At 67.6% G+C, this 25,443-nt stretch carries 21 protein-coding genes and 2 pseudogenes; 13 read left to right on the top strand and 10 right to left on the bottom strand.

Going from position 1 to position 25,443, the window contains the following annotated elements:
• Positions 1-544: 544 nt before the first annotated feature.
• The 3 genes from NBG84_RS07240 (at position 545) to NBG84_RS07230 (ending at position 3,961) form a co-directional block, all read left to right on the top strand.
• Entirely contained in the window at positions 545-1,093 is a 549-nt protein-coding gene (locus tag NBG84_RS07240) for a hypothetical protein (RefSeq protein ID WP_250918468.1), read from the top strand.
• 706 nt (positions 1,094-1,799) lie between these two features.
• Complete coding sequence (locus NBG84_RS07235) at positions 1,800-2,732, top strand: hypothetical protein (RefSeq protein WP_250918467.1); 933 nt, start codon at positions 1,800-1,802, stop codon at positions 2,730-2,732.
• A gap of 587 nt (positions 2,733-3,319) precedes the next feature.
• Positions 3,320-3,961 (top strand): hypothetical protein, encoded by a 642-nt coding sequence (locus NBG84_RS07230; protein ID WP_250918466.1) that lies wholly within the window; start codon positions 3,320-3,322, stop codon positions 3,959-3,961.
• 337 nt (positions 3,962-4,298) lie between these two features.
• Here the strand turns inward: NBG84_RS07230 and NBG84_RS07225 are convergent, their stop codons facing one another.
• Together NBG84_RS07225 and NBG84_RS07220 are read right to left on the bottom strand one after the other, a co-directional pair.
• Positions 4,299-5,489 carry an ATP-binding protein gene (locus NBG84_RS07225; protein ID WP_250918465.1) on the bottom strand — a complete coding sequence of 397 codons (1,191 nt, stop codon included), beginning with the start codon at positions 5,487-5,489 and terminating at the stop codon, positions 4,299-4,301.
• A gap of 388 nt (positions 5,490-5,877) precedes the next feature.
• Positions 5,878-6,537 carry an HSP18 transcriptional regulator gene (locus NBG84_RS07220; RefSeq protein WP_250918464.1) on the bottom strand — a complete coding sequence of 220 codons (660 nt, stop codon included), beginning with the start codon at positions 6,535-6,537 and terminating at the stop codon, positions 5,878-5,880.
• Positions 6,538-6,666: 129 nt separating this feature from the next.
• Between NBG84_RS07220 and NBG84_RS07215 the strand changes: the two genes are divergently transcribed.
• Together NBG84_RS07215 and NBG84_RS07205 are read left to right on the top strand one after the other, a co-directional pair.
• The gene (locus tag NBG84_RS07215) at positions 6,667-7,101 is read left to right on the top strand and encodes an Hsp20/alpha crystallin family protein (RefSeq protein WP_250918463.1); all 435 of its coding nucleotides are present in this window, start codon (positions 6,667-6,669) and stop codon (positions 7,099-7,101) included.
• Positions 7,102-7,437: 336 nt separating this feature from the next.
• Positions 7,438-7,884 carry a DUF2267 domain-containing protein gene (locus tag NBG84_RS07205; RefSeq protein WP_250918462.1) on the top strand — a complete coding sequence of 149 codons (447 nt, stop codon included), beginning with the start codon at positions 7,438-7,440 and terminating at the stop codon, positions 7,882-7,884.
• A 73-nt stretch (positions 7,885-7,957) separates the two neighbouring features.
• Here NBG84_RS07205 and NBG84_RS07200 read toward each other — a convergent pair whose 3' ends face one another.
• Together NBG84_RS07200 and NBG84_RS07195 are read right to left on the bottom strand one after the other, a co-directional pair.
• A complete protein-coding gene (locus NBG84_RS07200; protein ID WP_250918461.1) occupies positions 7,958-8,131 on the bottom strand; it encodes a CsbD family protein in 174 nt (57 codons plus the stop codon).
• A 129-nt stretch (positions 8,132-8,260) separates the two neighbouring features.
• Positions 8,261-8,650: an ATP-binding protein gene (locus tag NBG84_RS07195; protein WP_250918460.1), complete on the bottom strand. Its 390-nt coding sequence runs from the start codon at positions 8,648-8,650 to the stop codon at positions 8,261-8,263.
• 845 nt (positions 8,651-9,495) lie between these two features.
• Between NBG84_RS07195 and NBG84_RS07190 the strand changes: the two genes are divergently transcribed.
• The 3 genes and pseudogenes from NBG84_RS07190 to NBG84_RS07180 form a co-directional block, all read left to right on the top strand.
• Positions 9,496-9,834, top strand: coding sequence for a MerR family transcriptional regulator (locus NBG84_RS07190; protein ID WP_250918459.1), 339 nt, complete (start codon positions 9,496-9,498; stop codon positions 9,832-9,834).
• A gap of 290 nt (positions 9,835-10,124) precedes the next feature.
• Positions 10,125-10,328: a cold-shock protein gene (locus NBG84_RS07185; RefSeq protein ID WP_250918785.1), complete on the top strand. Its 204-nt coding sequence runs from the start codon at positions 10,125-10,127 to the stop codon at positions 10,326-10,328.
• 411 nt (positions 10,329-10,739) lie between these two features.
• A pseudogene (locus tag NBG84_RS07180) lies at positions 10,740-10,991 on the top strand (hypothetical protein); the annotation flags it as partial.
• A 117-nt stretch (positions 10,992-11,108) separates the two neighbouring features.
• Here NBG84_RS07180 and NBG84_RS07175 read toward each other — a convergent pair.
• Positions 11,109-11,498 carry a hypothetical protein gene (locus NBG84_RS07175; protein WP_250918458.1) on the bottom strand — a complete coding sequence of 130 codons (390 nt, stop codon included), beginning with the start codon at positions 11,496-11,498 and terminating at the stop codon, positions 11,109-11,111.
• A 195-nt stretch (positions 11,499-11,693) separates the two neighbouring features.
• Here NBG84_RS07175 and NBG84_RS07170 point away from each other — a divergent pair, with 195 nt between their 5' ends.
• The 5 genes from NBG84_RS07170 (at position 11,694) to NBG84_RS07150 (ending at position 17,034) form a co-directional block, all read left to right on the top strand.
• The gene (locus NBG84_RS07170; protein WP_250918457.1) at positions 11,694-12,041 is read left to right on the top strand and encodes a hypothetical protein; all 348 of its coding nucleotides are present in this window, start codon (positions 11,694-11,696) and stop codon (positions 12,039-12,041) included.
• Between the two features lie 213 nt (positions 12,042-12,254).
• Positions 12,255-12,761, top strand: coding sequence for a hypothetical protein (locus NBG84_RS07165; RefSeq protein ID WP_250918456.1), 507 nt, complete (start codon positions 12,255-12,257; stop codon positions 12,759-12,761).
• 942 nt (positions 12,762-13,703) lie between these two features.
• Positions 13,704-14,717: an ABC-three component system protein gene (locus NBG84_RS07160; protein WP_250918455.1), complete on the top strand. Its 1,014-nt coding sequence runs from the start codon at positions 13,704-13,706 to the stop codon at positions 14,715-14,717.
• Complete coding sequence (locus NBG84_RS07155) at positions 14,714-15,196, top strand: ABC-three component system middle component 2 (protein WP_250918454.1); 483 nt, start codon at positions 14,714-14,716, stop codon at positions 15,194-15,196. The genes NBG84_RS07160 and NBG84_RS07155 overlap by 4 nt, the downstream gene beginning before the upstream one ends.
• On the top strand, positions 15,193-17,034 hold the full coding sequence (locus NBG84_RS07150; protein WP_250918453.1) for a coiled-coil domain-containing protein: 1,842 nt from the start codon (positions 15,193-15,195) through the stop codon (positions 17,032-17,034). The genes NBG84_RS07155 and NBG84_RS07150 overlap by 4 nt, the downstream gene beginning before the upstream one ends.
• 1,236 nt (positions 17,035-18,270) lie before the next feature.
• Here the strand turns inward: NBG84_RS07150 and NBG84_RS07145 are convergent.
• From NBG84_RS07145 to NBG84_RS07125, 5 genes and pseudogenes are all read right to left on the bottom strand, one after another.
• Positions 18,271-19,449, bottom strand: a complete 1,179-nt coding sequence (locus NBG84_RS07145; RefSeq protein ID WP_250918452.1) for a Wadjet anti-phage system protein JetD domain-containing protein — start codon at positions 19,447-19,449, stop codon at positions 18,271-18,273.
• Entirely contained in the window at positions 19,446-22,883 is a 3,438-nt protein-coding gene (locus NBG84_RS07140; protein WP_250918451.1) for an ATP-binding protein, read from the bottom strand. The genes NBG84_RS07145 and NBG84_RS07140 overlap by 4 nt, the downstream gene beginning before the upstream one ends.
• A complete protein-coding gene (locus tag NBG84_RS07135; RefSeq protein WP_250918450.1) occupies positions 22,880-23,470 on the bottom strand; it encodes a DUF4194 domain-containing protein in 591 nt (196 codons plus the stop codon). The genes NBG84_RS07140 and NBG84_RS07135 overlap by 4 nt, the downstream gene beginning before the upstream one ends.
• Positions 23,467-24,936 (bottom strand): DUF3375 domain-containing protein, encoded by a 1,470-nt coding sequence (locus NBG84_RS07130; protein WP_250918449.1) that lies wholly within the window; start codon positions 24,934-24,936, stop codon positions 23,467-23,469. The genes NBG84_RS07135 and NBG84_RS07130 overlap by 4 nt, the downstream gene beginning before the upstream one ends.
• A gap of 154 nt (positions 24,937-25,090) precedes the next feature.
• Positions 25,091-25,439: pseudogene (locus NBG84_RS07125) on the bottom strand (AAA domain-containing protein); the annotation flags it as partial.
• Positions 25,440-25,443: the final 4 nt, after the last annotated feature.

Here is a 25,443-nt window from a genome sequence, read left to right as displayed (position 1 = left end):
CCAGGAAACACGAGGACACGGAGGCCCCTCGGGGTGTTCGGCCAGGTCAACGGCCGGTTGCGGGTGGTGTCAGGCCCATTCGACGCCGGCTTCTCGGAGGGTAGTGCGTTGGTGGTGGGTGAGGCGTTCGAGTCGTTGTTTGGTGTTCGAGACCCACACGCCGAGTTGACGGTGTGTTCGGTTCCGTTGATGGTGATGTGTTCGGTGTGGGGTCGGGGGACGGTGGCTTTGGCGCAGGACATCGGCGACGTCTTCGTGGTCGTCGGTGAGGATCTCCTTCGTGAAGCGGATGGCGGTCACCCCATGCACCCTGGCCAGGGGCCCGCAGAGGGGAAAGAAGTTTCCAAGTGCCCTTGGTAGAAGGTGAGTTCACCAGATCTCCGGCGGCGCGGGTCCCGACCTGCGCGGATCGTGGACGGGCCAAGATTCCGTTTCAGGTTCCGTCCGAGTGCCGCCGCTCTCCCATTTGGGCAACCCCCTTGTCCTCCCGCCCGGTCTCTCGGAGACTGGCGGTACTGCGGAAGAGACCTCGGTGGAGGCATCTATGGCCACGGAACCTGAGCGCGCGTTGGGCAGTTTCATCCGCAACCACCCGACGGACAACGACCGCCGCTGGCGCGCCGCGGTCGGCGCGGTGCTGGTCGGTCTTGTCCTCTCGGGCGTCTCCGTCCCAGTGACCGTGGACGTCTTCTCCGGGGACGGTGGCAGCGCGCAGGTTGCCGGGCTGCTCTGGGGCGGTGCGCTCATCGGACTCTTCGGCGGTGGCACCGGCGTCATGCGGACCCTGAAGCGGCACGGTGAGGTCTTCGTACTGCGCGAGGGAGGACTGGTCCACCGGTGGTTGGGGGGCACCCGGGTGGTGCCCTGGACGGCGATCCACCGTGTGGTCGAGCGTGGGCAGGATCACGCCTTGGGCCGGCTCATGGGCTGGGACGTCCACCTGGTCATCCGGCTTCAGCACGGTGGACGGCTGCTGCTGACCGGCTATACCGAGGACGCGGCCCGGCTCTCCGCGGAGATCCGGGCCGCTGTGGCGATCGCACAGAGCCGGACACCGCCGGGCATTTCGGGTGTCCGCCAGGATGGGAACTGAGCCGGGTGGGGAAGCGTGGGGGTGTCCGTGGGCCTCACATCAGGGGCGACAGCCACTCTTCGAGGGCGGCTTCCCGCTCGCGTGAGTGAGCAGGAGATCGGCTGACTGGTTCTCCTGCCACCCCTGTGTCAGCGGGGAAGGCGAGGCGCTGCCCCGCACGAAGTGGGAGAGCAGACCGAGTGAGAGATCAACCTCTCTCTGCGTGCGATCTCTCGGTTTCGGGACAGTGGTGGTGAGAGAGTCTGTTCGGATGGTGGGGGTACTGGTCAGCGGGCTTTTTTGTGTCGGGGTGTCACTGTCGCGGGGTGAGAGATCGGGTGTGTGTCTACTGTCTTCGGGCGATAGACGCGCAGTTCGCGTACTGACATGAATCCGAGAGGTCTCAGGTCCCTCAGTCACAGCAGGATGCTCGTAGGTTGTCGAGATTTGCAACTCGACTGACAAGCAGGTCGCCCCCGGGAACGGCCTGAGTAGCTGACGCTGTCGGGGATCGAGCGTCTGGACGCCGAGGTGGAGCGGGCCCGGGCCCTGGAGCGGTGGAACGAGGACCACTCTGCTTGGCACCACCGCTGACCGTCCTGGGGCGCGCGGGCGGGCCGGTTGAGTAGCGGGCCGGGTCCGGCTGAGTGCGAGTGCTCAGGGCGGGGCGCCGAACTCCTCGTACCGTCGGGGGTGGTAGTCGAGCGGACCGGACGGCGGGGAGCCCATGAACGCACTCATGCAGCACGCGAGCGGTGGTTCCTGCGCGTCGGAGGAGTGGCCGATGCTCTACCTGGGCGTGGTAGCCGTCCTCGCGGGGTGCGGGTTCCTGGTCAACCTGATCGCGCTCTGGGTGTGCGTCAACGTCGAACAGCCGGTCAGGACGTGGGCGGTGGCGATGGTCCTGCTGCCGTGGATTGGCCTGGTCGTGGCGTTGGTGGCGTCCGTGGGGCTCGGCCTCGACGCGGCGGACCGGGGCGGGTCACCCTGGTGGTTCCTGCTCGCGGGAGCCGGGGCGCACCTGGGGGCGTTGGCCGTGGTGGCCCTTCTGGCCTGGTCCGCCACGCGGAGGGCCTACCGTGATGGCGTCCCGGCGCCGGACACGGCCGCGCCCGGCGCGCGGACCGGTGGGACACGTGCGCCCTCGGAACCGGCGCGGTCGCGGCCCTCCGCCGTCCCCGTCGACTCGCCCCGCTCGCACGAGGAGTGGCGGGCTCGGGTGATCCGCAGGCCGGACGATGTGGGATACGGGGTCCTGCTGCCGTGGCTGGCCGAGAAGTACTTCGCGCACTACCACCGCCTGGTGGACCGGCACCTGCCCTCCGGCTGCCACCCCGGAGAGACCGCCACCGCGGACGACGCGCTCGCGGTCCTCGCCCTGGGTGAGAGCATTCACCGCATGCTCTTCCGGGACCGCTCCTGGTTCGTGCACGACGCTATGAGGTGGGGTGCCACCTGGAACGAGGTGGCGGCCGCGCTGGACGTGACGACGGGCCGGGCCCGGTCCGTCCTCCGGTCCTACGCAGAGACGCAGCGGAAGCTGTACGAGGAGACTGAGAGGACGGGTGACCGGCCCTTGGGCTACTCCGCCGAGAAGTACCGCTCCGCGCTGGCGCTCATCAGGCTCGCCGACGACGCCCGGTCACCGTCCGCCGCGTAGCGGGACGGACGGACTCAGTCCAGGTCGGGGATGAACAGGCGGGAACGCTGTGTGTCGCGCTCCGCGGGCCTGCGGGTTTCGTCTGACATGGGCTGTTGAGGCGGCCGTGAACGTTCCCTGGAAATCATCGTTCCTGGGGCGACCACCGACGCGCGCCACGACCTTGGCCTCCTCATCGATCCTGACCTCACTGCGGCCGGGGGGACCGGTGGTGCCCACGCCCCGTTCCGGACAACTTCCTCGCTCAGGACGGCGGCGGCCCGGACGTGTTGTCGTGCGCAGGGTGGATGCCAGTGGGATGCGCAGGGTTATGGCAGTGGGATCGCAGAGTCCGTGTCAGTAGGTGGTGACGGCTCTGAGTGCCAGGCACTGAGTGTCGGACAGGGCGCCGCCACGCTGGCTTTCACCTTCAGCCAGAGGGGGAAGGCAGTGGGCTGTGCGTGCGACCCGAGGCTGACGCCCCGGTAGGTCTCGGGTCTGAGGCGAACCCGTGAGGGGTTACGGATCAAGGTGGATGGCTCGGACGGGGACGGACGCATTGATGGGGCGACCCCATCAATGGGGCCCTCAACCACCTGGAGAGCCCGATGACTGCAATGCCCCGCCCCAGGACGATGGTCCTTCCGGCCCTACTCGCGGCCTTCGTCGTCGGCTTACCCCTGAGTGCTGCCCCCGTCGCCTCCGCCGAGCAGCGTGCGGACAAGACCGCGTACGCGAGCGTCACGGGGAGCGCGGAGTTCGTCCTTCCCTACTACCCGGATGACGACGTCCGCTCGTTCAGCTTCGACGCGCGGGCGGCCCCGTACAGTCGGCCGTTGCCGGGGACCCCCACGGGGCTTCCGACCGATGCTCGGGGCACGCTCACGGTCTCCCACTACTCCGCCGAGCGGAACAGGACCTACACGTCCGAAGGCCTCGTGGACTGCCTGGTCACCGGCCCCCGCACCGCGACGCTGACGGCGGTCATCACCAGGGTGAGCGATGGCGGCCCGGTAGATGACGTCGGCAAGCGGGTCGGGTTCAGTGTCTACGACAGCGGCGAGGACAAGGGGCGCTCCCGGGACCGCGTGGGCTTCTCGTGGAACGGCGTGAACCTGCTGCCGAGCCGCGACGCCGCTCCCGCGGAGGCCCTGGTCGGCACCTGTATGGCCCCCGCCGCGTACGCCCCGGTGACCAAGGGCGGCTACACGGTCAGGCATGCCGAACTGCTTCCCATGACGAAGTACTGACGGGCCGCGGTCGACGTGGGCTTGGATGTGGGCGTGGAGGTCTCCTTGTGGACCGGAGAGTGCTGAGCACCCTTGTCGGCCGTCTCTCGGAAGTTGCGACGCCTGGGCACTCTTGACCAGCCCCCGGGTCTGCATCTTGGTGACCAGTTCGCCGAAGGGGCCTCGGGATGCCTTCTCTACGGGAAAGCCTGTGGCCTGCTTGATGTCGTCCGGGACCGGGATCTTCACTGTGAACACGTGGTGGTCGACTTCGGTGAGCAGTTCTCGGATTTCCTTCTCGCTGCTGCCCGCCTGCGGACCCACAGACGTAACACCAGCCTGGCTCGTTTTCGAGCGCTCACCACATTCCTTTGGCGACGAGGATGGAGGCGTCGTCGTGGTGTTTGCCTGCGGTGCGTAGGAGGTGTCCGGCGATCACGGGCGGGGTGTGCTCAAGGAGTCCGGGAAGGTCTTGGGGGTTCCAGCGTTGGGTCAGGCCGTCGGAGTGCATGACCCACGTGCTGCCGGCGGGCAGGGGATGGGTGGTGGTGCGGAGGATGGGTATGCGGTGTCCGACGATCCCTGGCTGCGAGGCCAGGCTGGTCTTGGATGTGGGTGTCACGATCGCGGCGGCTATGTTGCCCACTCCGCAGAAGAGCACCCGCCGACAGTCCGGTTCGATACGGGCCACGGCCACCGCAGCGCCCCGGGTGCCGGCCAGGGCCTGGTGGATGTCCGTCATGACTTCTTCGGGCGATCGACTCCTGCCGGTGCGGATGGCACGGATCGCGGCCTGGGTGGCTATCTCCGCCAGGGGGCCGTGACCGAGTCCGTCGCAGAGCATGACCAGGACCGCCCGCCCCACGCCGAGGGCAGTGGAAACAGGGGCTGCCGCGAGTCTGTCGGGCCTGGGCACGGTCCGGCCCTGGGCGGAGGTGCGGGCGTCTGGCACCGCGTCATGCGGGGCAGGCCAGGGGGCCGGTGCCGGTGTTTCGGCGGTGTCCCAGCGTGCTGCCCAGCCGTCTCCGCACGCCGGCCGGCCGTCCTCGACTGTCTGTGCTCCGCTGATGCACCGGGTCACTCCTGCCACCACGGATTCCGGCGATGCGTGCCGGGCGCTTGGACGGCGCAGCCGTGAATCCCGTGGCCAGAATCGGGCCAGCATGACTGTCCCCTGTCCGGGGATGGAGTGGAGGTCGAAGGTGTCAGCGAGTCGGGTGATCATGCCCAGGCCGATACCGAGTGTGCCAGCGGTCGAGCGGCCGTCCCGCATGGAGGCGGCCACATCCGCCATGCCCGGTCCGTCGTCCAGGGCCAGGAATTCGAGCCCGATGTGCTGTTCAGTGCGCACGATCCGCAGGACGATCGCTCCGGAGACGGCGTGCTTGGCCAGGTTGGAGGCGGCCTCGGACACCGCCAGGACGGCCTCCCCGACCCGGTGCTCGCCCAGTCCGATCCGCCTGGCGAGCCGGGAGGCGACCCCCCGGGCGGCGTTGAGGTCGTCGCGGAACCACGCCACGTCCTCGCTCTCCAGCAACACAAGGCTCACAGCGTGCGCCCGGCGGCGCGCGCCGCAGCCACGGGCCGCTTCGTACCGGTACGGCTGTGGTCCACGACAACTCCCGGGAAAGGTGAACTGGCGGAGATCTTCACCCCTGCCAGCAGCAGCAGCCTGCCCCGAAAGGGAAATAGTGATCGCCTTCAAACCAACTTTCCTCCTGCTCTTGGTGACGGTCGTCCTGGCAGCAGGCGGGTGGTGGTCTTGTCGTGGTAGCCGAGAGCGTCCGCGATGACGGGAGCCGGCATCTCAAGGAGTTGTTGCCCCCACCTCAGGCATCCGGAGGAGGGTAGTCGTTGTCCTCCACGACGCCTCGCCGGCCGGTGGGTGCCGGATAGGGGAGGGGCTTTCGGGTGAGCGTGATGGGGGCGGGTGTTGCTCAGGTGCTGCGCTGGCCGTGAGTTGTCTGGCGGAGTTGTTCGGTGTGCCGGGTCAGGGTGTCGATGCGTTCGGCGAGGTCCGCGTCTTGGGGCCGCAGGTGGGCCCGGGTGTCGGTCAGGGGGCGTATGAGGCGGGCGGCGTCGTCGTGGCCGAGGGCCAGGTTCAGGGCGCCGACCGTGTCGGCGGGCAGGTCGGTGAGGGCGGTGATCTGTGCGGCCAGGCGGCGGAGGTCGGCTGCGTTGTCGCGGGCCCAGGCGGTGACGGTGCGGTCGGCGGCGCGGGTGTCGCGGGTGGCCTGGACTCGTTCTTCGCCGGTGGAGCCGGGGGTGCCGGGGCGCAGGCGGAGGTAGCGGCGTTCGGCGGCCTGGCGGCTGGCGACTCCGAGGGGTCCGGCGAGGTCGGCCCAGCTCGCGCCCTTGCCGCGGGCGGTTTCGATCAGGCCGCTCTCCCAGCCGGCGAGTTGTTCGCGGATCTCGCGCAGCGTCAGCAGTGCGGCCAGGGCCGGGTGCGGGCCGGAGCCGGCTGCGGGCGGCGCTGTCGTCTTCGGTGTTCCCCCGGGGGGCTGCTGTGCGTCCTTTACGGACTGGTTGATGGCCTCCAGCGCTGCCGCGGCGGCGAGGAAGGGAACGGGTGCGGTAGGCGGGGTGGGTTCGTTCATGGGATTCTCCGGCGTCTTGTCATCCTCCAGATGACTCCGTTCTTGTCATCGTTTCGATGACATGTTACAACGGATGCACGTTGAAGCGCATTGGCAGTTTCTGCCTGAACCAACTGGAGGTGTTTCGCGATGTTGATGCGCACTGACCCGTTCCGCGAGATGGACCGGATCGTCCAGCAGCTGTCGGGTACGTCGGGGACGTGGTCGAAGCCGTCCGTGATGCCGATGGACGCCTACCGCGAGGGCGACGAGTACGTGATCGCCTTCGACCTCCCCGGCGTGAACCCGGAGGCGATCGACATCGACGTCGAGCGGAACATGCTGACCGTGAAGGCGGAGCGCCGCCCGGTCGCGAAGGCCGAATCCGTGAAGGTGGAGCTCTCCGAGCGGCTCCTCGGTGTCTTCTCCCGCCAGATCATGCTCTCCGACACCCTGGACACCGAGCGGATCCACGCCGATTACGACGCGGGTGTCCTGACCCTGCGCATCCCGATCGCCGAGCGCGCCAAGCCCCGCAAGATCAGCATCGGCGGCACGGCCGACCGCAGGCAGATCTCCGGCTGAAACCCGCCCACCAGCCGGCCGCGGAGGGCGGGGAAAGCCGATTCCCCCTCCGGCATCCCGCCCTCCGCCCCTCCGTGACCCCTTCACCCCATTCCCGGAGGTGACGTGATGTCGATACGCAGGGAGGGAGTCGTTCCTGGCCCATGTCCAGGAACGCGGCGAGTACGAAACCCCGGGAAGAGGCCGATCCACCGCGGCCGCCGCCGCAGGCGATGTCCTGACCCGTGAGGTCCTCCTGCAGCTCCCGCACGGCTACGACCTCCTCCTCGGCCCCCAGCCCACCTGACCGTCACCGGCCGGAGGCCGGATCCTTCGCAGAGAAAGGCAACCGCAGCCATGTACGACCAGCCTCGACCGAACCCGGCCCATCACGTCATGACGTTCGACCAGATGCTGGAACGCGTGCGCTACGAAGGCGCCTACCCCACCCGCGAACGCGCCGCGGAAGTCGTCCACCACGTCCTGGCTGCCCTCGGCCGCCAGCTCACCGGCGACGAAAGCACCATCCTCGCCCAGTGCCTGCCCGCCGAGGCCGCCCTCACCCTGACCGCCCAGATCCCCGACACCGAACACCTCACCGGCTGGGGCTTCGTCAAAGACCTCGCCGCACGCACCGGCGCCACCCCCGCCACCGCCCGCTGGGACACCGGCGCCGTCCTCGCCGTAGTCACCCGCCTCGCCGGACCCGACCTCCTCGCCCGCATCCTGCGCCAACTCCCCGGCGGCTACGCCCTCCTCTTCGGCCAGGCCGAACTGCGTCGGCCCGAGCCCGCCCTCGCCTGACCCCGGCCGACAGCGCGAGGACACGCGTCAGGGCCGGAACCGCTCCTGCGGTTCCGGCCCTGACATACGAGGATCAGTGCTTGAAGACGTCCTTGACCTTCTCCTTGGCTTCGCGGGCGTCGCCCGTGGCCTGCTCCGCACGGCCCTCGGCGGTCAACCGCTCGTTGCCCGTCAGGCGACCAGCGGTCTCCTTGAGCTTGCCCTTGGCCTGCTCAACCTTCGCCTCGGTCTTCTGCTCACCAGACACAGCTGATCACTCCCTCTTTCGGTGGAAACGCCTTACGGAACCTCGTATGACCGCTGGAAGCCCTCGTAAACAGTCCGATTGCGACAGGGCTTGCCCGGGCTCACGACGGCCGCGGCGCGGCCCAGTGTGCTAGCTGGGGAGGAGGGCGCGGACGGTCTTGCCGCCTTCGGGCCCGGGCGTGACGACGACGCGGTGGGCGAGGTCGTTGACCATGTGCCAGCCGAATCCGCCCGTCCCGTCGACGAGGTCGGGAGTCCGCATCCGCGGCATTCGCGGGCTGGGATCCTCGACGGCGACCTCGATGGCGCCGGGGTGGGCGGCTAGGCGGAGGGTGTAGGCGCCGCCGCCGTGGCGCAGGGCGTTCGTCACGAGCTCGGAGACGACCAGGACGACCGTGTCGGCCTGCTCCCGGCCGATGGCCGGCTGCCCGAGGGCTTCGAGGAATGCCCGGGCGGCCTGGCGCGCCTCGGCGGCGGACTGAGAACGAATGGCTGTGCGCTCGGCGCTCATCGTGGTCATCGCGCGCTCCGGGTCTGTTGTCGGTGTCCAGCCCTGCCTGCCCGGTCGTTGTGCCCCCGCCCTCAACCGTTCAACCCGACAACACCCGAATACTTCAGAGACACGCACGCGGAAATCTATCTCGGCCGGAGTAGACATTGGGTGGTGGTGTGGTTATGGTTTCTCTCGTAGCCAGAAGGACAGCAGGGCCCGGCAGAGACGAACTGCCGAGCAGCAGTACAGGTAGTTGCAGTACGCAGGGCGGTGCGGTGGTGGAGTTTCGAAGCCAGGGTTGTTGTAGGGCGGCGACGGGACTGGCGACCGGACCGGGTGGCCCGCGGTGATCAGGGGCCGCCGTGAGTGGTACCGCAGTGGCGGTACCAGTAGGTGCAGTTCGTAGGACCAGCAGTGAAGTCATTGAGTAGCACCTTGGTGAAGGCGTCGGCTGCGGGCGCGCGCATCAGGAGGTTCGGCAGTGGGGTTCTAAGCCAGAGCGGTTGCGGGATGGGCGACGGGGCTGGCTGCCGAAGAGTGGCGCTTGGTCAGGCCACAGAGCAGTACGCAGGAGAGCAGAACCAGCAGTAGTAGTAGGTAAGTGATGGATCCCAGAGGGATGAACGGAGGAATTCGGCGCCATCAGGATCGCCCGGGCGGCAGTTGGAGTTCGGGTACCGCAGGACATCGATAGTGAGGTGGTCTCCGGTCAAGCAACCGCGATCCCCGCAATGCCCCCCTCTCCCGGGTGGCCGCGCGGAACAAGTAGACCGGCGCGGTATCAGGGCCGGTAGATGGTGGAGCAGTTCCTTCGGGGCCCTGGTGCAATAGCGCCAGGGCCCCTCCCCGCGTTCACGATATGAGAGGTGCAGATGACAGCAGACGACTCGTACGGCCGGCTTGATGATGACGATTACCCCGCCTACACCATGGGCCGCGCCGCTGAGATGCTCGGCACGACCCAGGGTTTCCTGCGCGCCATCGGGGATGCCCGCCTCATCACGCCACTGCGCTCCGCGGGTGGTCATCGCCGCTATTCCCGCTACCAGTTGCGCATCGCCGCCCGCGCCCGCGAACTCGTCGACCACGGCACGCCCGTTGAGGCCGCCTGCCGCATCATCATCCTCGAAGACCAACTCGAGGAAGCCCAGCGCATCAACGCGGAGTATCGCCGTACCGCCGGATCAGCGAACTCGCAGGCTGCGGCGTGAGGTGGCGCGTGTCCGTCGGGTGGCGGCGCGCGCCTTGTGTGGGTCTGTCAAGGACGGTTTTACAGTGCCCCTGTGCACGGATGCTGGGGTGTGGTGTGTGGGTGGTTTTTTGTGGTGACGGGGTGTGTGTGCGTGTAGCGTCCCGGTCAGCTGTCGTGGTTCGGACCCCCACTTTTTTTGCTCAGGCTTTCGGTGTGGGTGTTTTGCTGTGCTGTGTCGCAGGGACCAGGGCGATCACCTCCGCCTTCCGCGTGTTGTGGGAGGCGTTCATCGACTGGAGGGCATGGGATATGGCTACGGGAACGGTTAAGTGGTTCAACGCGGAGAAGGGCTTCGGCTTCCTCGCTCAGGACGGCGGCGGCCCGGACGTGTTCGCTCACTATTCGGCGATCAACTCCTCGGGCTTCCGTGAGCTCCAGGAAGGCCAGGCCGTGACGTTCGACATCACCCAGGGCCAGAAGGGCCCCCAGGCGGAGAACATCAACTTGGCCTGACCCCTCTCTCTCTCCCCGATCGGCCCGTGCTGGGAGCGCACGGCCGCCCCCGGCGGAGCCTGTTATCTGGCTGGGTTCTCCCGAAGCAGGGAGCGTCGGCCTTCAGACGACGGGGACAGCATCTGAGGCCCACTTAGATCAGGGCCGCGCTGTTGTTGCTTGCGGCCCTGATCTAAGCCGGGACCGCTATTCGGGCCGATGGGGGCTACTGCGGTACCGGTCGTTGGCGGCACCGGACTGCTTGGGCACGCGGTTGGCGGGCGGGCGTACCTGCTGCGGGCTGTGTAGTGCAATGACATCGCCTGGCACCGGGCTTGGCGCCGGCATTTCGAGTGTCAGTGGCGGATGGAACGCGGCGGTAGACCCGGCCCCGCAGCAACCGCTCATCCTCACTATCCATGCCGCTCAGCCGACCCCGACCACCCCAACCGCAGTCCGTTGCCGCACCAGACGTATGCCGCGCTCGTGGGCGGGCCGCTGGACGGTCTCCTGTTGGACGTTACGGGTTGGCGGCCGGAGGAGATCGACGACGGTGTCGCCCTGTTCACCGAGTTGTCGCGGTGGCCGGGCGGTAGTGAGCTGTATGACCCGCGTTTTGGTGAACTCCGCATAGCGGGCCCGGGAGTCATGTGCCGCTTCTACCACTCCGGTGACACACCTTGAACCTGCGACCACCACGCTCACCTGCTCGTCGCCATTGTCGAGCTTGGCGGTGAGCTGGAGCTCCCAGCTACCCGTTGCGGGCGCTTCAGGGGCGTGGTCATCCAGAAGGCTGCGTGGTCAGCGCCGGCCGCCGCCGATGCGGCGGTCGTCGGCCAGTGCGGTGAGCGGGCCGAACTCGCGGGCAAGTTGGTTCCATGTCAGAACCTCGCCACAGCGGGCCGGGAACTCCTTCGGGTTGAACTCGGGCATGGTCCAGGTGCCAGTGTCCCGGTCCCGTAGCCACAGGTCTCCGTCACCGTCGACCACAGTCGGTGGGACCGGTACGGGCTCGGCCTGATCGGTGGGCTCCCAGGTGACGCGGCCCGGGTGGGAAGCGCGGCGCAGCTCGGTGGTGGCCAGCCGTGCGGCCAAGTCACGGGTGGACTCTTCGGTGTCCTTGACCGACGTGAGTCGGAATGCGTCGTCAAGTACGGGCAGGGCTGGATTCTTGCTGCGCTTTGAACTCATAGGCTGACTACCTCCGGTGGGGGGCGTCACATCCGTTATGGCGCCCCGTAGAGGGACACGGTATCCGAGGCGGGAGCCGGGCCGGCTGCGACCACTGTCCAGGTGGAGGTGCTGGCACACCGGGCGGTGGGGCTAGGTGGTGAGCTGGTCCTGGACGTGGCGCAACCCGTGGTGGTAGCGCTCAGATACAGCACCATGACCCGCGCCCGCCTCGCGAAGGATGTGTGGGACTACGAGCGCTACGCAGGGCACCGCGTCTGGGAAGGCACCCGCGGCACGATCGGCACCATGTATCCGTTCTGGCAGCGCCACAGCTACACCCGCTCGAAGACCTTCCCACGGCTCCACGTCGTCCTCGCAGGACTGCCGGAACACCTGCTCGACAACCGCCTCCAGGCGCTGGCCGCCGACGTGGAGGGCATCGCCGTCGCGGTGTGGGTGAACACCCTGCCCCGACTTCAGTTGGGTGAGCCCTGGTTCGAGATCGGCGTCGTCGACCCGGACCTGCGCCGGGAGCGCTACCCGGAGCCGGTCGGCCGCTGACGTTGTGCGTGACGCCGGGCACGCCCTCGCCGCAAAGGGATTGTCCGGCGTCCGGTTCGGTTCGGGGCAGGCGGGGAGTCGTCGGACCGCCCTGTGGGACGGGGTTTGAAGTCTCCGCGCCAGCGGATGGGACGACCGGGGTCCGGGCACGCACGGTGCCTCGGAGTCGGCGTATCAAGGAGGCGTCGAAGCAAGTACCAGTGGAGGAGACCCGTGGGCATCAGGCGCGACAGGCGGGACAAGCAGGACATCGAGGCCGTGGCTGCGGCGGCCTGGCCGTACGGCCCAGGCGTCTACATGTGGAACGCGCTGGCCCGGCTGCGCGGTACGCACAGCGATCCTGTCGTCGGCCTGAAGCCGTTCGTCCTGCCGGCGGGCGTGCTGTCCTTCGTTCAGGCATCGGACGTCGTCCTCGCGTCGCGGATACAGCTGACCGGGACGCAGACCACCAGCGACCTGCACGACATGATCTCCACCGCCACGCGCGGCATCAGCTGGGACGCCCGGACCCTCGGCCCCGACGTCGCCCTGGACATCATGGTGGGCAGGCGCCACGACCTCGCCCTGCACCAGGACCATCTGACCGGCCTCACCCGGCTCTTGGTGGACGCCGCCGACACCATCGGCAGGCCGGGAACTGCCCGCTCGGGCCGCTGCTTCCACTGCGGCGGGACCGGGAACGCCCGCCCGCTGTGGGGGGCGGAGACTGGGCACGCCTGAGGGGCGGGGTGGGTAAGCAGCCCCGAACGGGCGGCTTGCCCACTCCGCTCCCGCGGGCTGAGCTGGTGCCCGCGTGGCCGGACGTCCCGGCCAGGCCGGCACGAGGGAGGCACTCGGTGGAGACCTTCGAGGCAGGGGAGACGGTGGTGCGGCGCGACGTGCACTGCTCGGGGCGGGTGTGGAGCGAGCAGGTGCTGCGGGTGATCGCCGACACCCCCGCGCGAGGCCGTATTTCCGTCCACCCCACCCCTGGTGGCGAACTTACTCGCTGCTCTGGCCCGCGAACTGCTGCGCAGCCTGGACAAGCACCTCCCGCCGACTGGGCTCGGTGCCCCCGCATGAGCCGACCCATCCAACGAGAGAAGGGTGAGGACATGGGTCTGTGTACCCGATCAATATGCTGGGCGAGACCGGAACCGACGACCTGGTGTGCGGCACCAATCCGGACCCCAGATGCCCGGCAAGGGATGCAGTGATCATGGCCGCCCGCCCGCTCCTCACTGTGGTCCTGGACTCGAACGACGACGTGCGGGTCACCCACACGGCTCAGGTCCGTAGGGGTCTGCGATCCGGCACTGGAACGAGAACGCCGTCTCCCCAGTGAGGGGAGGTACGCGGAACCATCCCTGAAGCCCTTCCGGAAATGAACAGGGCACGAAGGCTGGCAGGAGTATGACGTCCGAGATATGCGGGTGGGCTTCCTTTGCATTGCGGATGTGTCTGTTCGGTGCTGAAGGCTTCCCGGTAGGCCATTCGTGGTGATATCACTACGGTGTGTGATCATGCGTGACTGATTGAGTCCGGGGGCGGAGTGTGGTGGGTGTGCTTGAGCCTGGCAGAGACGGAGCCCGGCCGGTCTTTGAGGGTTTTCCAGAGCCCGAATCGTCAGAGGTCGTCGTGCTGGCTCCGCCGACCCAGAGCGCTCCCACACCCACACCTCAGGTGTACCTGCAGTACATCTATGACGCGGACGACTGGGAAGACTTCACCGTCGAGTGGGTCCACCAGTTCGGTACATGGTCAGGCCGTCCCTACGTCCGGGTGCAGCGGATGGGCGGAGCCGGCGACCGCGGAGCGGACGTCGCAGCCTGTCTCTCCCAGCAAGGCACGGCAGGCGAGTGGCACTGCTACCAGTGCAAGCACTACCTCAAGCCGCTCGGGCAGTCGCACGCCTTCCCGGAGATGGTCAAGATCTTCGAGGCGAAGGTCATCGGTACCTACGAGCTGCCCACGCGCTATGTCTTCGTCGCACCCAAGATCGGTACCGGTCTTGATCGTCTTCTGCTTAACCCGCCTCAGCTGAAGAGGGAGTTCTTCGCGGCGTGGAATGACAAGGACTCCAAGCTCGGAACCAAGCTCACTCCCAACCGGCGGCAGGCCGTGGGGGCTCTGGCGCTGGCGACGGACTTCTCGATGTTCGAAGCCCGGAACCTGGACGAGATCCTCGAACTGCACGCTGCGACCCCCCACCACGTGCGGCGCTTTCCGCAACCGCTCAAGCCGCGCCCGGCCGCCGACCCGGCTCCGCCCGACCAAGCACCCCATGAGGCTGTCTACGTCCGCAAGCTCCTGGACGCCTACAACGCGAAGCACGGCCTCGCCCTGGCGACGCTTCAGCAGGCCCGCGACCATGCGAAGATCAGCGGCCACCTCTTCCGCCAGCGTGCCGCCTTCTTCCACGCCGAGTCGCTGTGGCGTTTCGCCCAGGAGAGCGTCCCGGAAGCGACCTACACCGCGATCGAGACCGACCTGTACGACGCCGTGATCGAGACCGAGGACCGCGACCACGCCAGCGGCTATGCACGGCTGGAAGCCGTACTCGACGTGGCCGTCGCCCACAAACCGAACCCGGCGAACATCCTCGCCCCCGTGGTGAAGGTCATCGACCTCAAGGGCATGTGCCATCGTCTGGCCAACGACGACCGGCTGACCTGGTGCAAAGAGGAGATCCTGTGACCCCCCTCAACAGCCCTGTGGAGGCCGGGATGCGCGCTCTGGTCCTCTTGTCAGAGACCTTCCCCCGCCGCCTGGACGTCGCCCAGCTCGTCTACCTGGACCACGCCATGCTCCACAGCGGCGACCTTGACCACGGCCCGGCCAGCCTCCACCCTGATCTCCCCGCCGGCCCTGGTGAGCTCGGCCTGCGCCGCCACCTCATCGAGCAGGGCCTCATGGTCCTGCTGCGCGCTGGCCTCGCCGACATGACCGCCACCGACGACGGCTTCATGTACGGGGCCACGGACGAGGCAGCGAGCTTCCTCAGCGCCCTGGAGTCCCCCTACGTCGGCCAGCTCATCGAGCGGGCCGACTGGCTGACCAGCACCTACATGCACGAAGGAACGGACGTCCGCGAGGGCATGAAGCAGATCACCCAGCGCTGGTCTGGCCGCCTTCACGTGAGTACCGCAGACCTGGGAGAAGAGGACGTCCTGTGAACAGGCTGACGCTCGTACACCTGACCTTCCTCGGCATGGACAAGCCCTCAGCAGCGGTGGAATTCAGCTTCGGACTGACGGTCATTTACGGAGCCTCCGACACGGGCAAGTCCTACGTCGAAGAGGCCGTGGACTACATGCTGGGCGCCAGCGAACTCAAGTCGATCCCGGAGGACGACGGCTACACCCGCATCCTCCTGGGCCTACGGGTGAGCGACGGCCGCAGCCTGACCCTGTCCCGCGCCGTCGGCGGCGACACCATCGAGGTGTTCAACCGCGACCTCCGGGACGTCCCGTCCGAGCCGGCCGACGAGACCTTGGGGTACCAGCACAACGCCAAGTCGAAGAAGAACATCTCCCGCTACCTGCTGACCGTGCTGGGGATCGACGGCCGAAGGGTTCTCCAGAACTCGGGCGGCAAGGCGTTGCCGCTCAACTTCCGGGACCTGGCCCGCCTGGCCGTCGTCAACGACACACGCATGGCCGACCAGAGGTCCCCCGTGCTCGGCACCCGGATGCCACAGAACGAGACCAGGGAGAAGTCGGTCTTCAAACTCCTCCTCAGCGGACAGGAGGAGCCGGAGCGCCCTGCCGCGCCCAGCAATCTGGAAAAGCAGTTCGGCAAGGGCAAGATCGCGGTCATCGACCACCTCATCGACGAGACCCGCGAGAAGCTCACGATGGAGGCGAACCAGTCGCAACTGCGGGAGCGGCTCGACCGCCTGCAGGCGTCCCTCGGCGAGGTGACCGCCGCCGCCGTCGAACTTGCTGAAATCCGCACCAGCCTTCTGCGGGACCGCCGGGGCCTGGAAGAGATAGACCTCGCGGCCCAGCAGCGAGCCGCCGAGGTCCAGCAGCTGCTGGCGCGATTCGCTTTGCTGAAAGAGCAGTACGAGTCGGACCTGGCCCGGCTCCAGATGGTCGGTGAAGCCGGAACCCTCCTGGGCTATTTCCAGACCGGGACCTGCGTCTTCTGCGGCGCCGAGCCTCAGCACCAGCACCCGGAGCACCACGTTGCCGAGAGCACCCAGCTGGCGGCGTCTGTAGCTGCAGAGACGCGCAAAACAACTGGCCTGCTCAGCGACCTGCTCCTCATGATCGAAGACCTGGAAGAGCAGGCAGCGGACATAGAGTCGGCCCGCGTCGCCCGAGACGGAGAGCTCACGCATAACGCTGCGGAGCTCCGCGCACTCGATCAACGGATGCAACCGGTCGACACAGACGCCACCGAGCTACTGAGCGCCCGTTCACGGGTTGAAAGCGAGCTTGCCCTGCACGCTCAGATCGAGCAGCTCGAGGACCTCAAGGCATCGCTGTCCACTGCGGCTCCTACTTTGCCGGCTGCCCGTCCCGACGGCATCCCTGCCGCCGACGTCGCCGACTTCGAGCGCGTGATCCATGAGACCTTGGAAGCCTGGCATGTTCCGGGACACAACCGCGTCCGCTACGACCCGACGGCTGCCGAGCTCTCCGTTGACGGACAGTCGCGAAAGAGCCGCGGCAGGGGTATGCGGTCCATCCTCCACGCCGCCTTCGCAGTATCACTCGCTCGTCTGAACACAGCCCGCGACCTGATCCACCCAGGCTTCGTCGTACTCGACACGCCGGTCCTCACCTACCGCCGGCCCGAAGACCCGCATGAAGACCGTCCCGAGCTGATGACCGCCGACGTCGCCGAGAACTTCTACCGCGACCTCCTGGAGAATCCCCCGGGCCAGGTCATCGTGATCGAGAACCCCACACCGCCAGAGAGCATCAGGGGGCGTGCCACCGTCCACGCATTCAGCGTGGACGGCTCGGAGCGCCAAGGATTCTTCCCATCCCGAGACAGGCAGTGAGCACCGGCCGCCCACTACGGACAGCCATGCGCGCCTTGGTCAGGCCCAGTCAATGCCGAGCTTCGTGAGGGCGGCGAGTGCGGCGAAAGGCGAGGGGTCATCCACTCGATCGAGTCAGAGTTCGGTGCAACCAGCCCGTCCTTGCCAACCCATTGCCTAGCATCGTGCTGGTAGCAACCAGGACAGCGGTGTCTCAAGGGGCGCTGCTGACACTGCATTTGAGTGAATGGACCGGACTGTGATGGCGACAGCACTGGACATGACAACCGCATCGGAACTGGCAGTGCTGCGAGCTCTGGAACGAGCGGGAAACCACAAGTTCCCACGCTCCGACCGAGGCGGGCTCAACGCTGGCTCTCGCTTCGTCGCCTAGGTAGATTCTCACTGAGATGCCCGAGCGGTAGGGAGACGAGTCTCCTGGTGGCAGAGCACGGTCTACGCGCAGGGGTGGCGCGCTTGCTGAGAAATCTGCGTACTGCATCGTGAGAAACACCTGATCAGCGACGCAGGAATCCTGTCTACGCCGCCCAGGCCATGCCCAACTCCCGTAGTGCGTCGAGCTGCTCCTGGGTGAGCTTGTCCCGCCTGGAACGGGTTGCGATGTGCCGGTTTGGTGTCAGTGGAGTCATGTCAGTGACGGCATGTCAGGTTGGTGTGTTTGTGCTGGTGGGGCGTGTTCGGCGGGTCGGGTCACTGACATTAGGTGGTGTCTGCTGCCGTCGCCACTGTCATGGGCCGGTACACCCCGCCCCGTGCCGCTGTCATGGGAACGGTACTTCTGATTCTTCCGAGGGCTGCGTGCTGACTCTTGCTTCGCTGCCCGGCGCAGTTCTCACTGAGATGTCCGAGCCGTGGAAACGGTGAACCCCTGGGGTGGAGACTGGCCTGTGTGCAGCGCTCGGACAGTTGGCGAGGAGAGTGCGTGCCTTTTGGTGAGAAGTTCCTGTTCGGCGGCGCGAGAATCTCCACACCGTTCCAGGTATCGGTCACTGCCGGTTCCGTTTGTCGAGGTGGGTTGTTGTCGTCAGAGGCTGCAGGGGTTGACCGACTGGCTGCCGGTCAGTGCTGGCGGGTGACGAAGATTCGTGCGCGTTCGTCGGGCTCGGCCGTGACCCGTACGCCGCGGGGCACGGTAGGGGCGGAGACTGGAGCGCAGGGAGCCGCCGACCGCCGGGCGCGGGAGTGGCCTCGTCCTCGACCACGGTCCTGGCATGCGGCCGTCCGCAGCCCTCGGTGTCACTCCCGGTGCCGCGTCAGAGTCTCTCGCACGGCGGTGATGGCGATGCGCTCCTGCTCCAGGCGCAGGTGCGGCCGGTAGGCGCCGGTTCGCAGGTCCTGGTCGAGGCGGGCCTCCTCGGGGGTGAGGTGTGTCAGGCCGCCGCGTGCCTGGCTCTTCTCCTGGCCCCAGTGGGACTCGTGGGCGAGGAGGGTGGCGCGGTCCATGAGCAGTGATGTGGTGTGCGGGAAGCGTCCTCGGACCTGGTTGAGGATGGCGAAGCCATGGGTGTCGATGTCGCCCCAGTAATAGAGGTCGACGTCGTCGAGCCAGGGCAGGTGACGCAGCAGGGCGGCGGCGTATCCGGAGCCGAGGATGGCGATGGCGTCGGGGACCGGCGGCAGGGAGAGGTAGGTGATCTCGTTCTCGAGGACGAAGACGGTGCGCACCCCCAGGGACCAGTCGGCCAGTTCCTCGGCGCGGACGGTGAGTTCGCTGAAGGGCAGGGGAGAGGCGCCGAGGTAGCGCAGGCGGATGTAGATGGGCTTGGTGCGGAAGCCGTACCGTGTGACGAGATCGCTCTTCGGTGCGCTGGTGTTGACGCGGCTCTCGGGGAGCACACAGTCGAGGAGTTCGGCGAGGATTCCTTTGTTGGTCTCGATGAACTTGGTGTCCACGCCTGGGGTGTCGATCTCGCGCAGGTAGACCGCTTTGGTGTCGTGGTCGCGGATCCAGCACGTGGTGCGCACGAGCCGGTGCCATTCTGCCGCGTGGGCGAGGACCTTCATGGGGTGGTCGGCCATCCAGTGTGCGATGCGGGGGTCCTGGCGTGCGGTCTGCTCGTGCAGGGTGTGGAAGTGGTCGACCTGGGTGGTGACGCGGAGCAGCGTCCAGAGGCGGTCGCGGGTGTCGACCCAGGCTCGGGCCGGGACGGTGTTCGACGGGGTGCCGTTGCGGCCTCCGATGGATTTGGTCTGGATGCGCAGATGGGGGTTCCGGTCGGGGGCCCAGCACTGGGCCCAGGCGAGCGCCTGCTCGTAATGCTGCAGGGCGTCGGCCGCAGTCGGGCCCTTCAGCGGTACTCCGATGGGTTCGAAGGGGTGTCCGCCTGCGGCGGCGGTGAGGTAGCGGCCGCTGGTCCACTTGCGGCGCAGGGTTTCCACCACATGCTCGGGGCGGGTCCATTCTGCCGGGGTCACCCTTGCTCCTTCGGGGGCTGGTTCGTCTGCTGGGCTGCTGCCTGCTTGTGGGCGCGGAACTCCTCGATGGTGAGGTTGTTCAGGCGGGAGCGGGTCTTGTCGGGGCGGTCGACGTAGCCGACGCGGGTGACGTGGGGTTCGATGACGTGGAGTTTCTGGAGCGGGGTGACGACGAGGAGTTGGAGGCCCAGGCGCTGGAACAGGTCGAGGGCGAAGTGGGCGGAGGGGTCGTCACCGCGTCCGAAGGCTTCGTCGATGGTGACGAAGTGGAAGGTCTTGGGTTTGGCGGCGGTGGGGTCGATGCGGAACTGGTAGGCGAGGGAAGCGGCGAGGATGGTGTAGGCGAGTTTCTCCTTCTGGCCACCGGACTTGCCGCCGGAGTCGGAGTGGACCTCGTACTCGGCGTCGTCCTCGCGGTTGAGTTCGCTGGCAGAGAAGACGAACCAGCGGCGCACGTCAGTGACCCGGGAGGTCCACTCCTTGTCGAGACGGGTTTGCTCCGGGCGGCCCTTGAAACGGTCGAGGAGCACCTTGACCTGGAGGAACTTTTCCTCGGTATAGGTGTCGTCGGCGTCGTTCGAGAGCGCTTCGCTAGTGCAGGCGCGCAGATCGTGCTGGAACTCGCGGACTTCCTTGTTCGGCGTGGGAGCGGCGTTGAGCCGGATAAAGCGGCCCGGGTTGTAGTCGATGCCGGCCAACGAGTTGTTGATCACGTCGATGCGCTCGCGGATCTGCTGCTCCTGAGCGCTGAGATGGGCCTGGAAGGAAGCGATGTCGCGGATGACGTTGGTGCGCAGGTATTGGAGGAACTGCTCCTCGAATCGGGGCAGGTCCTCGTCGGTGAGCCGGCTGTGCAACGCGCGGTAGCCGTCGGCGGATTCGATGGTGTTGTCCAACTCGGCGGTGTGGACCGGGTACCTGCCGCGGAAGGCGGTCATCAGCCCCGCTGCCTGGCTGCTTGCGTGGCGCAGGGCGTCGTGGCGACTGCCGCTGCTGCGCAGCAGACGTGCTTCGGCATGGCGCTCGGCGTCGTCCAGCATCTCCAGGAGGCCGTCGCCGTCGGCTGCGGGCAGGAACTTCGTCAGGGCTTCCTCGTGCTCCGCCATGCCGTCGAGGTCGCACCTCGCGAGGAACGTGGTGGTCCTGCCCAGCAGGTCGGCGATGTGCTGGACGTCGCGGCGCAGGCCGCCCAGCTCCTCTTGCCCCGTGGTGAACGTCTTGCTGCTCTGTACGATCTCGTCCTTGGCCCGCCGGAGCTGCGCGGTGAGCTTGTCCAGACCGGCTTCTGCTTCCAGGGCGCTCTTCTGCTGCTCGAACTGCTCGATGTCCGCGACGGTGCTTGGCCAGTCGAGTTCCGCGTAGGTGTCGACGCTGGCCAGCAGGGTGAGGGCGGCACCGGTTCCGGTGCGGGCCTGCTGCTGCTTCTCGAGTTCCCGGGTGGATGTGGTGATGTCGGCGCTTTCGTGGGTGAGGCGGGTGGCCTCGGCGAGGAGGGCGTCGAGCTTGGCCTGGTTGCTCCAGCCCAGCACCCAGTTGCGCCGGTCGTCGATGCGGTGGGTGTCGTTCTTCTCGTGGCGGCCTCCGCCGCCCTTGATGAGGCCCTGCCGGGTGACGGCGGGCCGGGTGGCGCGGGCGAATGCGTCAAGGTCGTCGGCGCACAGGTAGTCGGCACGCGAGCGCAGCCGAGCGGCGAGCCAGTCGCGGGCCCAGCTGTCGGATTTGAGCTGGAGTTTGCCGGTCAACAGAGTGGAGTCGTCCGGCAGCATGGTGATGGGTGTGTGGGCGGGGACCTGGTAGTAGACCAGTCTGAGGCCCAGGTGACGGCCGTTGACCCAGGCCGAGACGGCGTCGTAGTGGGCGTGTGGGACCAGCAGGGACAAGGCGAACCCGTGCAGTACGCGCTCGGCGGCGCCGGCCCACTCGGCTTCGTCGTCGCGGACCTGGATCAGCTCGCCGGCGAACGGTAGGACCTCGTCGGAGACGCCCGTGGCGGTGGCGAGTTCGCGGCGCAGGGCCAGCAGTTGGGCGGGGATGCTCGAGCGCTGCTGCTGCAGGCTGCCGATCTCGCGTCGTACCGCGTCGGTCGCGGTGGTGTTGTCGTGGCGCGCGATGGCGAGATCGTCGAGTTTCCCGCGGGCCTGCTGCTCTTGTTCCTCGGCCCGGGAGCGGGCGGTGGAGATCTGGTCGGTCCGCTCACGGAAGGAGGCGGCGTCGGGGACGGGATCCATGCCGGCCTGCGCGAGCCAGGCGCCGTACTCGGTGGCGCGCTTGCGGCGCCGTTCGCGTTCGCGGCCGAGTTCTTCGATCCGGCCGGTCAGGGAGATGAGCTTCTCCCCGCCGACGCCGTCGATACGGCGCCGCAGGCCGTCGGCCGTCCCACGCAGTTGCTCCAGCTGCCGTTCGCGAGTGGACTGCAGTTCCTCCAGTTCCGCCGCATCGGACATAAGTGTGGTGTGACGTGTCGTGAGAAGCCGGTGGCGGTGCTGGGCGAAGAACGCCGGCACGGCACTGCGGCGCTTGTCCAGGGCGGTGATCTCCCCCTGGACGGTGTCGTACCGGTTGCAGGCCACCACGATCGGCGTCAGGTCCTCGATCATCCGACGGGCCCGGACGACTTCGTTGTGGCTGGCGGTGAGCGCGTCGAAGTGGGCGACGATCTTGTCGACGGCTGTCTTCGCGTCGAACGGCTCCAGCATCCGCTCGCGGACGAACTCGTCCAGGCTGCCCACGGCCTTCATCGACACCGTCTGGTGGAACAGGTCCAGGGCCTGCAGGCTGGGGATGCCCAGGCCTCTCAGCAGTGCCTTGCCGTACTGGGTGTATGCGCTGCCGTGGATGGTGGTCCCGCGCTGTTTCAGCTGCCGGCGCAGGTCGGTGATGTCGGTGCCGAAGCCGGTGAAGTCGGTGTTGATGGACAGCGGTGCCTCGGAGGTGAGGTAGAACCGCTCGGGCTGCCCGGTGCTGGTCGGGGATGTCCAGTAGAAGACCTGTGCGAGCGTGAGATGGGCGCCGAGGGCATAGTTGGTGAAGACGCCCAGGATCACGCTGTAGGAGGTGTGGTCGCGCAGCCCGACGGGGCGTGTGGTGTCCGATGCCTCGACGCGCTCGTTCTTGTGATGGCCGAGGACGTAGGACCGCAGGTCGCGCTCCTTGGCGTCGGCGCCCGCCGCTTTGTTGTAGGCGATTTTGTGGGCGGGCAGAAGCAGCGTGGTGAGTGCGTCGACGAGGGTGGACTTGCCCGATCCCACGCCCCCGGTGAGCAGGGCGCAGTGCCCGTCGATGGTGAAGGTGCAGGTGGTGCGGTGGAAGGTGCCCCAGTTGAGCACCTCCAGGCGGGCGAGCCGGTAACCGGGGCCGACGTCGAACGTGCCGGCCGGCTCTGCGGTCGTTGCCTGCTGTGGGATGAGCGCTGCCGGGTCGGTGGTGAGGGTCATGTGTCGTCCTTGGCCGTGGTGGAGGCAGCGTCGCGGTAGGTGGCGAGGAGGTCGTTGAAGTCGTTGAGGACCTGCGCGTCGACCAGGGCCTTGATGTGGCGGCGGACCTCGTAGGTGCTGGTCTGTTTCGTCTGGCGCAGTGCCTTGAGGTCGACGAGCTTCTTGATGTGGGCGTCGATCTGGTCGACGAGCTGGGCTTCGTTGCTGCGTGGTGGGAGGAAGCTGCGGATCATCTCGACCAGGTCGTCGCGGGTGAGTACCAGGCGCGGGTCGGCGGAGTCGGCGTCGCTGTCCGCGAGCCGTCCGCGAAGCAGGACGAGCATCAGGCTGACGGGGAACGAGAGCCGGTGGCGGGTGACCAGCCGCGGCACCGGGACGCCGTCGTCACGGGAATCGAGATCCGGCTGTCGGACGTAGGCGTAGCCCTCGGCGCGGTCGATGACGACATCGAGGCCGATCACGCTGAGGTAGTCGCCGATCGCCGCCTGCTGGCTGACGATCTGCTCCCAGACGGCAGGTGCATCGCTCTGATAGAGCACGCCCGCTTTCAGCAGGTGGACCACGGGGACGGTCAGGGCGTCACTCATTCCTGCTCCGCCTTTCCGGCGGCGGTGCCGCCTTCGTCGCGTACGAACGTCACGTGCGGCACTCTCGCCTGCGTGTGCCCGGGCACGTGGACGCGCGGGTAGACCAGGAGGTCGGTGCGGTCCGGGTCCACGATCATGTCCAGGCCGGGGTGCTCCACCTGGAAGTAGGCGAGCAGTTCCGCGAGCCCCAGGGTCAGCGGGTGGTCGTCGACGATGGCGGCCAGGTTCGCCTGGCCGCTCGGGCTCATGGCGACCGCCTCCAGAACATGACCGTTCAGCGCCTCGGTGTCGACGTGGACGCCGGAGAAGAGTTCGGAGATGTCCACCTCCGCGTCCTCGGATTCCTCCACCGCAGCGGTGTCCAGCTCGATGCGTTCGACCGGCATGTACAGCCGTCGCTCCATCGGCAGCGTCAGATGTGCCTGAGGGGCGTCCAGCGCCATGCCGGGCAGATCGGCCCGGCCTTCCAGGGCGGTGACGTGACGCTGGATGGAGCGCACCAGCGCCAGTACGCGGCGGTCCTCTGCTCGGCTGCGGTCGACCAGGAAGCGGCGCAGCTGCTCGGTCAGCTGCCGGACCGTGTCCTGGGTGTTCTCGGCCGCCTCCAGCCAGGCGAAGGGGATCTTCAGCAGGCTCTGGTTGGCCCTGCCTCCCAACTGCGGCAGTTGGTTGACCTGCTGCAGCAGCTCCCGCAGTTCCTGCTGGCGGCGGGGCGAGAGGAGGTAGTCGAAGAATGCCTGGAAGCTCTGTCCCTGATCGGACCGGGCGATCTCGTCGCGGTCCAGCAGGAACGAGGCCAGTTGCTCTCCCTTCCCGCCCTCGGCGGTGGCGACCTGGTGGCGCAGACGTACGTCCAGTTCCCGAAGATTGGCCTCCACTTCGCGGAAGTCCCGCAGGAGTTCGACCGCGGTGCTCTCCACCTGCTGGTAGCGGTCCAGCAGTGCGAGCGGGGACAGCATGTCGACCTCACCGGCGCGCAGCCGTGCGATCTGGGCGTCGATCGCGTCACGCTCCCGGCGCAGTTCATCGATGCGTGTCTGCGGATCGGTCTCCGTTCCGAACGCCATCTGCCGCAGGAGCGCGACGATGGTGTTCAGGCGGGACTCGGTTCCGATGAACGAACGTGCGGGCAGGTCCTGCACCCAGGCCACGGCCTTCTCGAGGGCCGCAGTCGCGTCGAAATGCGCCTCGTCCTCCCCAGGTGGGTAGTACTTGCGCAGCCAGCCGTTCTTCGTCCACTCCGCCAGATAGGCGCCGGCGGACCGGGGAAACGATCCGGGCTTTTCCTCGTTGAGGAGGTAGAGCCGGTCGTCCAGCCGGGACTCCAGTACGGTTTCCGGCACACCGCGCGCGTTCTCGTCGACGAACACCGTGCCGCAGAACGACAGCACCAAGGCGGCGTTGTCCGCGCGCAGCAGTACCCATGCCGGGTGGCTGGTGAGAGCCGTGACCTGATCGAATTGCATGCAACCCCCCGATCGCACCCCTGCGGTTTCCGTTTCCGCCCGGGTGGAGCGGATACGGAAACCTTAAAGACGAGCACTGACAAAAGCCGGAAAATGGAACAATTATTCGAATTTGATCGAGGTGTCGGGCATCGGGCGGCACCACCGTGTGGGATCAGGCGGCGACGCGTTGCTGGGCGAGCTTGTCCAGCATGATCTGGTTGGCTTCCCAGCTGTCCGGGAACTTGGCGCGCACGGACAGGTGCACCGGGTCGGTCGAGGGGTGGCTGTCGAGGAGGTCGGCGATGCCCTCGCGGGCGACGACGATGCACGCCTGCCGGTGACGGGAGGCGAGCACGCACAGCCGCCCGGCCTCGAGGTGGAAGGCTGTGGCGTCTCGGCGGCCGGACAGCGGATGCACGACGAATGACGACTTCGAACTCGCGGCCTTGTAGTCGGTTCGCGGTTTCCACCGCCACGCCTCGCGCGGCGGGGCTGCCGGTCCGGGCGAGCGCGACCCGGACCAGG

The organism is Streptomyces albipurpureus, from assembly GCF_023701525.1.
In the GTDB taxonomy this organism is placed as follows: Bacteria; Actinomycetota; Actinomycetes; order Streptomycetales; family Streptomycetaceae; genus Streptomyces; species Streptomyces albipurpureus.
This window is presented reverse-complemented; position numbering and strand designations above follow the sequence as displayed.

Coding starts and splice junctions, on each gene's coding strand:
- NBG84_RS07240 (WP_250918468.1), top strand. CDS start 545: ATGGCCACGGAACCTGAGCGCGCGTTGGGCAGTTTCATCCGCAACCAC.
- NBG84_RS07235 (WP_250918467.1), top strand. CDS start 1,800: ATGAACGCACTCATGCAGCACGCGAGCGGTGGTTCCTGCGCGTCGGAG.
- NBG84_RS07230 (WP_250918466.1), top strand. CDS start 3,320: ATGACTGCAATGCCCCGCCCCAGGACGATGGTCCTTCCGGCCCTACTC.
- NBG84_RS07220 (WP_250918464.1), bottom strand. CDS start 6,537: ATGAACGAACCCACCCCGCCTACCGCACCCGTTCCCTTCCTCGCCGCC.
- NBG84_RS07215 (WP_250918463.1), top strand. CDS start 6,667: ATGTTGATGCGCACTGACCCGTTCCGCGAGATGGACCGGATCGTCCAG.
- NBG84_RS07205 (WP_250918462.1), top strand. CDS start 7,438: ATGTACGACCAGCCTCGACCGAACCCGGCCCATCACGTCATGACGTTC.
- NBG84_RS07195 (WP_250918460.1), bottom strand. CDS start 8,650: ATGACCACGATGAGCGCCGAGCGCACAGCCATTCGTTCTCAGTCCGCC.
- NBG84_RS07190 (WP_250918459.1), top strand. CDS start 9,496: ATGACAGCAGACGACTCGTACGGCCGGCTTGATGATGACGATTACCCC.
- NBG84_RS07185 (WP_250918785.1), top strand. CDS start 10,125: ATGGCTACGGGAACGGTTAAGTGGTTCAACGCGGAGAAGGGCTTCGGC.
- NBG84_RS07175 (WP_250918458.1), bottom strand. CDS start 11,498: ATGAGTTCAAAGCGCAGCAAGAATCCAGCCCTGCCCGTACTTGACGAC.
- NBG84_RS07170 (WP_250918457.1), top strand. CDS start 11,694: ATGACCCGCGCCCGCCTCGCGAAGGATGTGTGGGACTACGAGCGCTAC.
- NBG84_RS07140 (WP_250918451.1), bottom strand. CDS start 22,883: ATGACCCTCACCACCGACCCGGCAGCGCTCATCCCACAGCAGGCAACG.
- NBG84_RS07135 (WP_250918450.1), bottom strand. CDS start 23,470: ATGAGTGACGCCCTGACCGTCCCCGTGGTCCACCTGCTGAAAGCGGGC.
- NBG84_RS07130 (WP_250918449.1), bottom strand. CDS start 24,936: ATGCAATTCGATCAGGTCACGGCTCTCACCAGCCACCCGGCATGGGTA.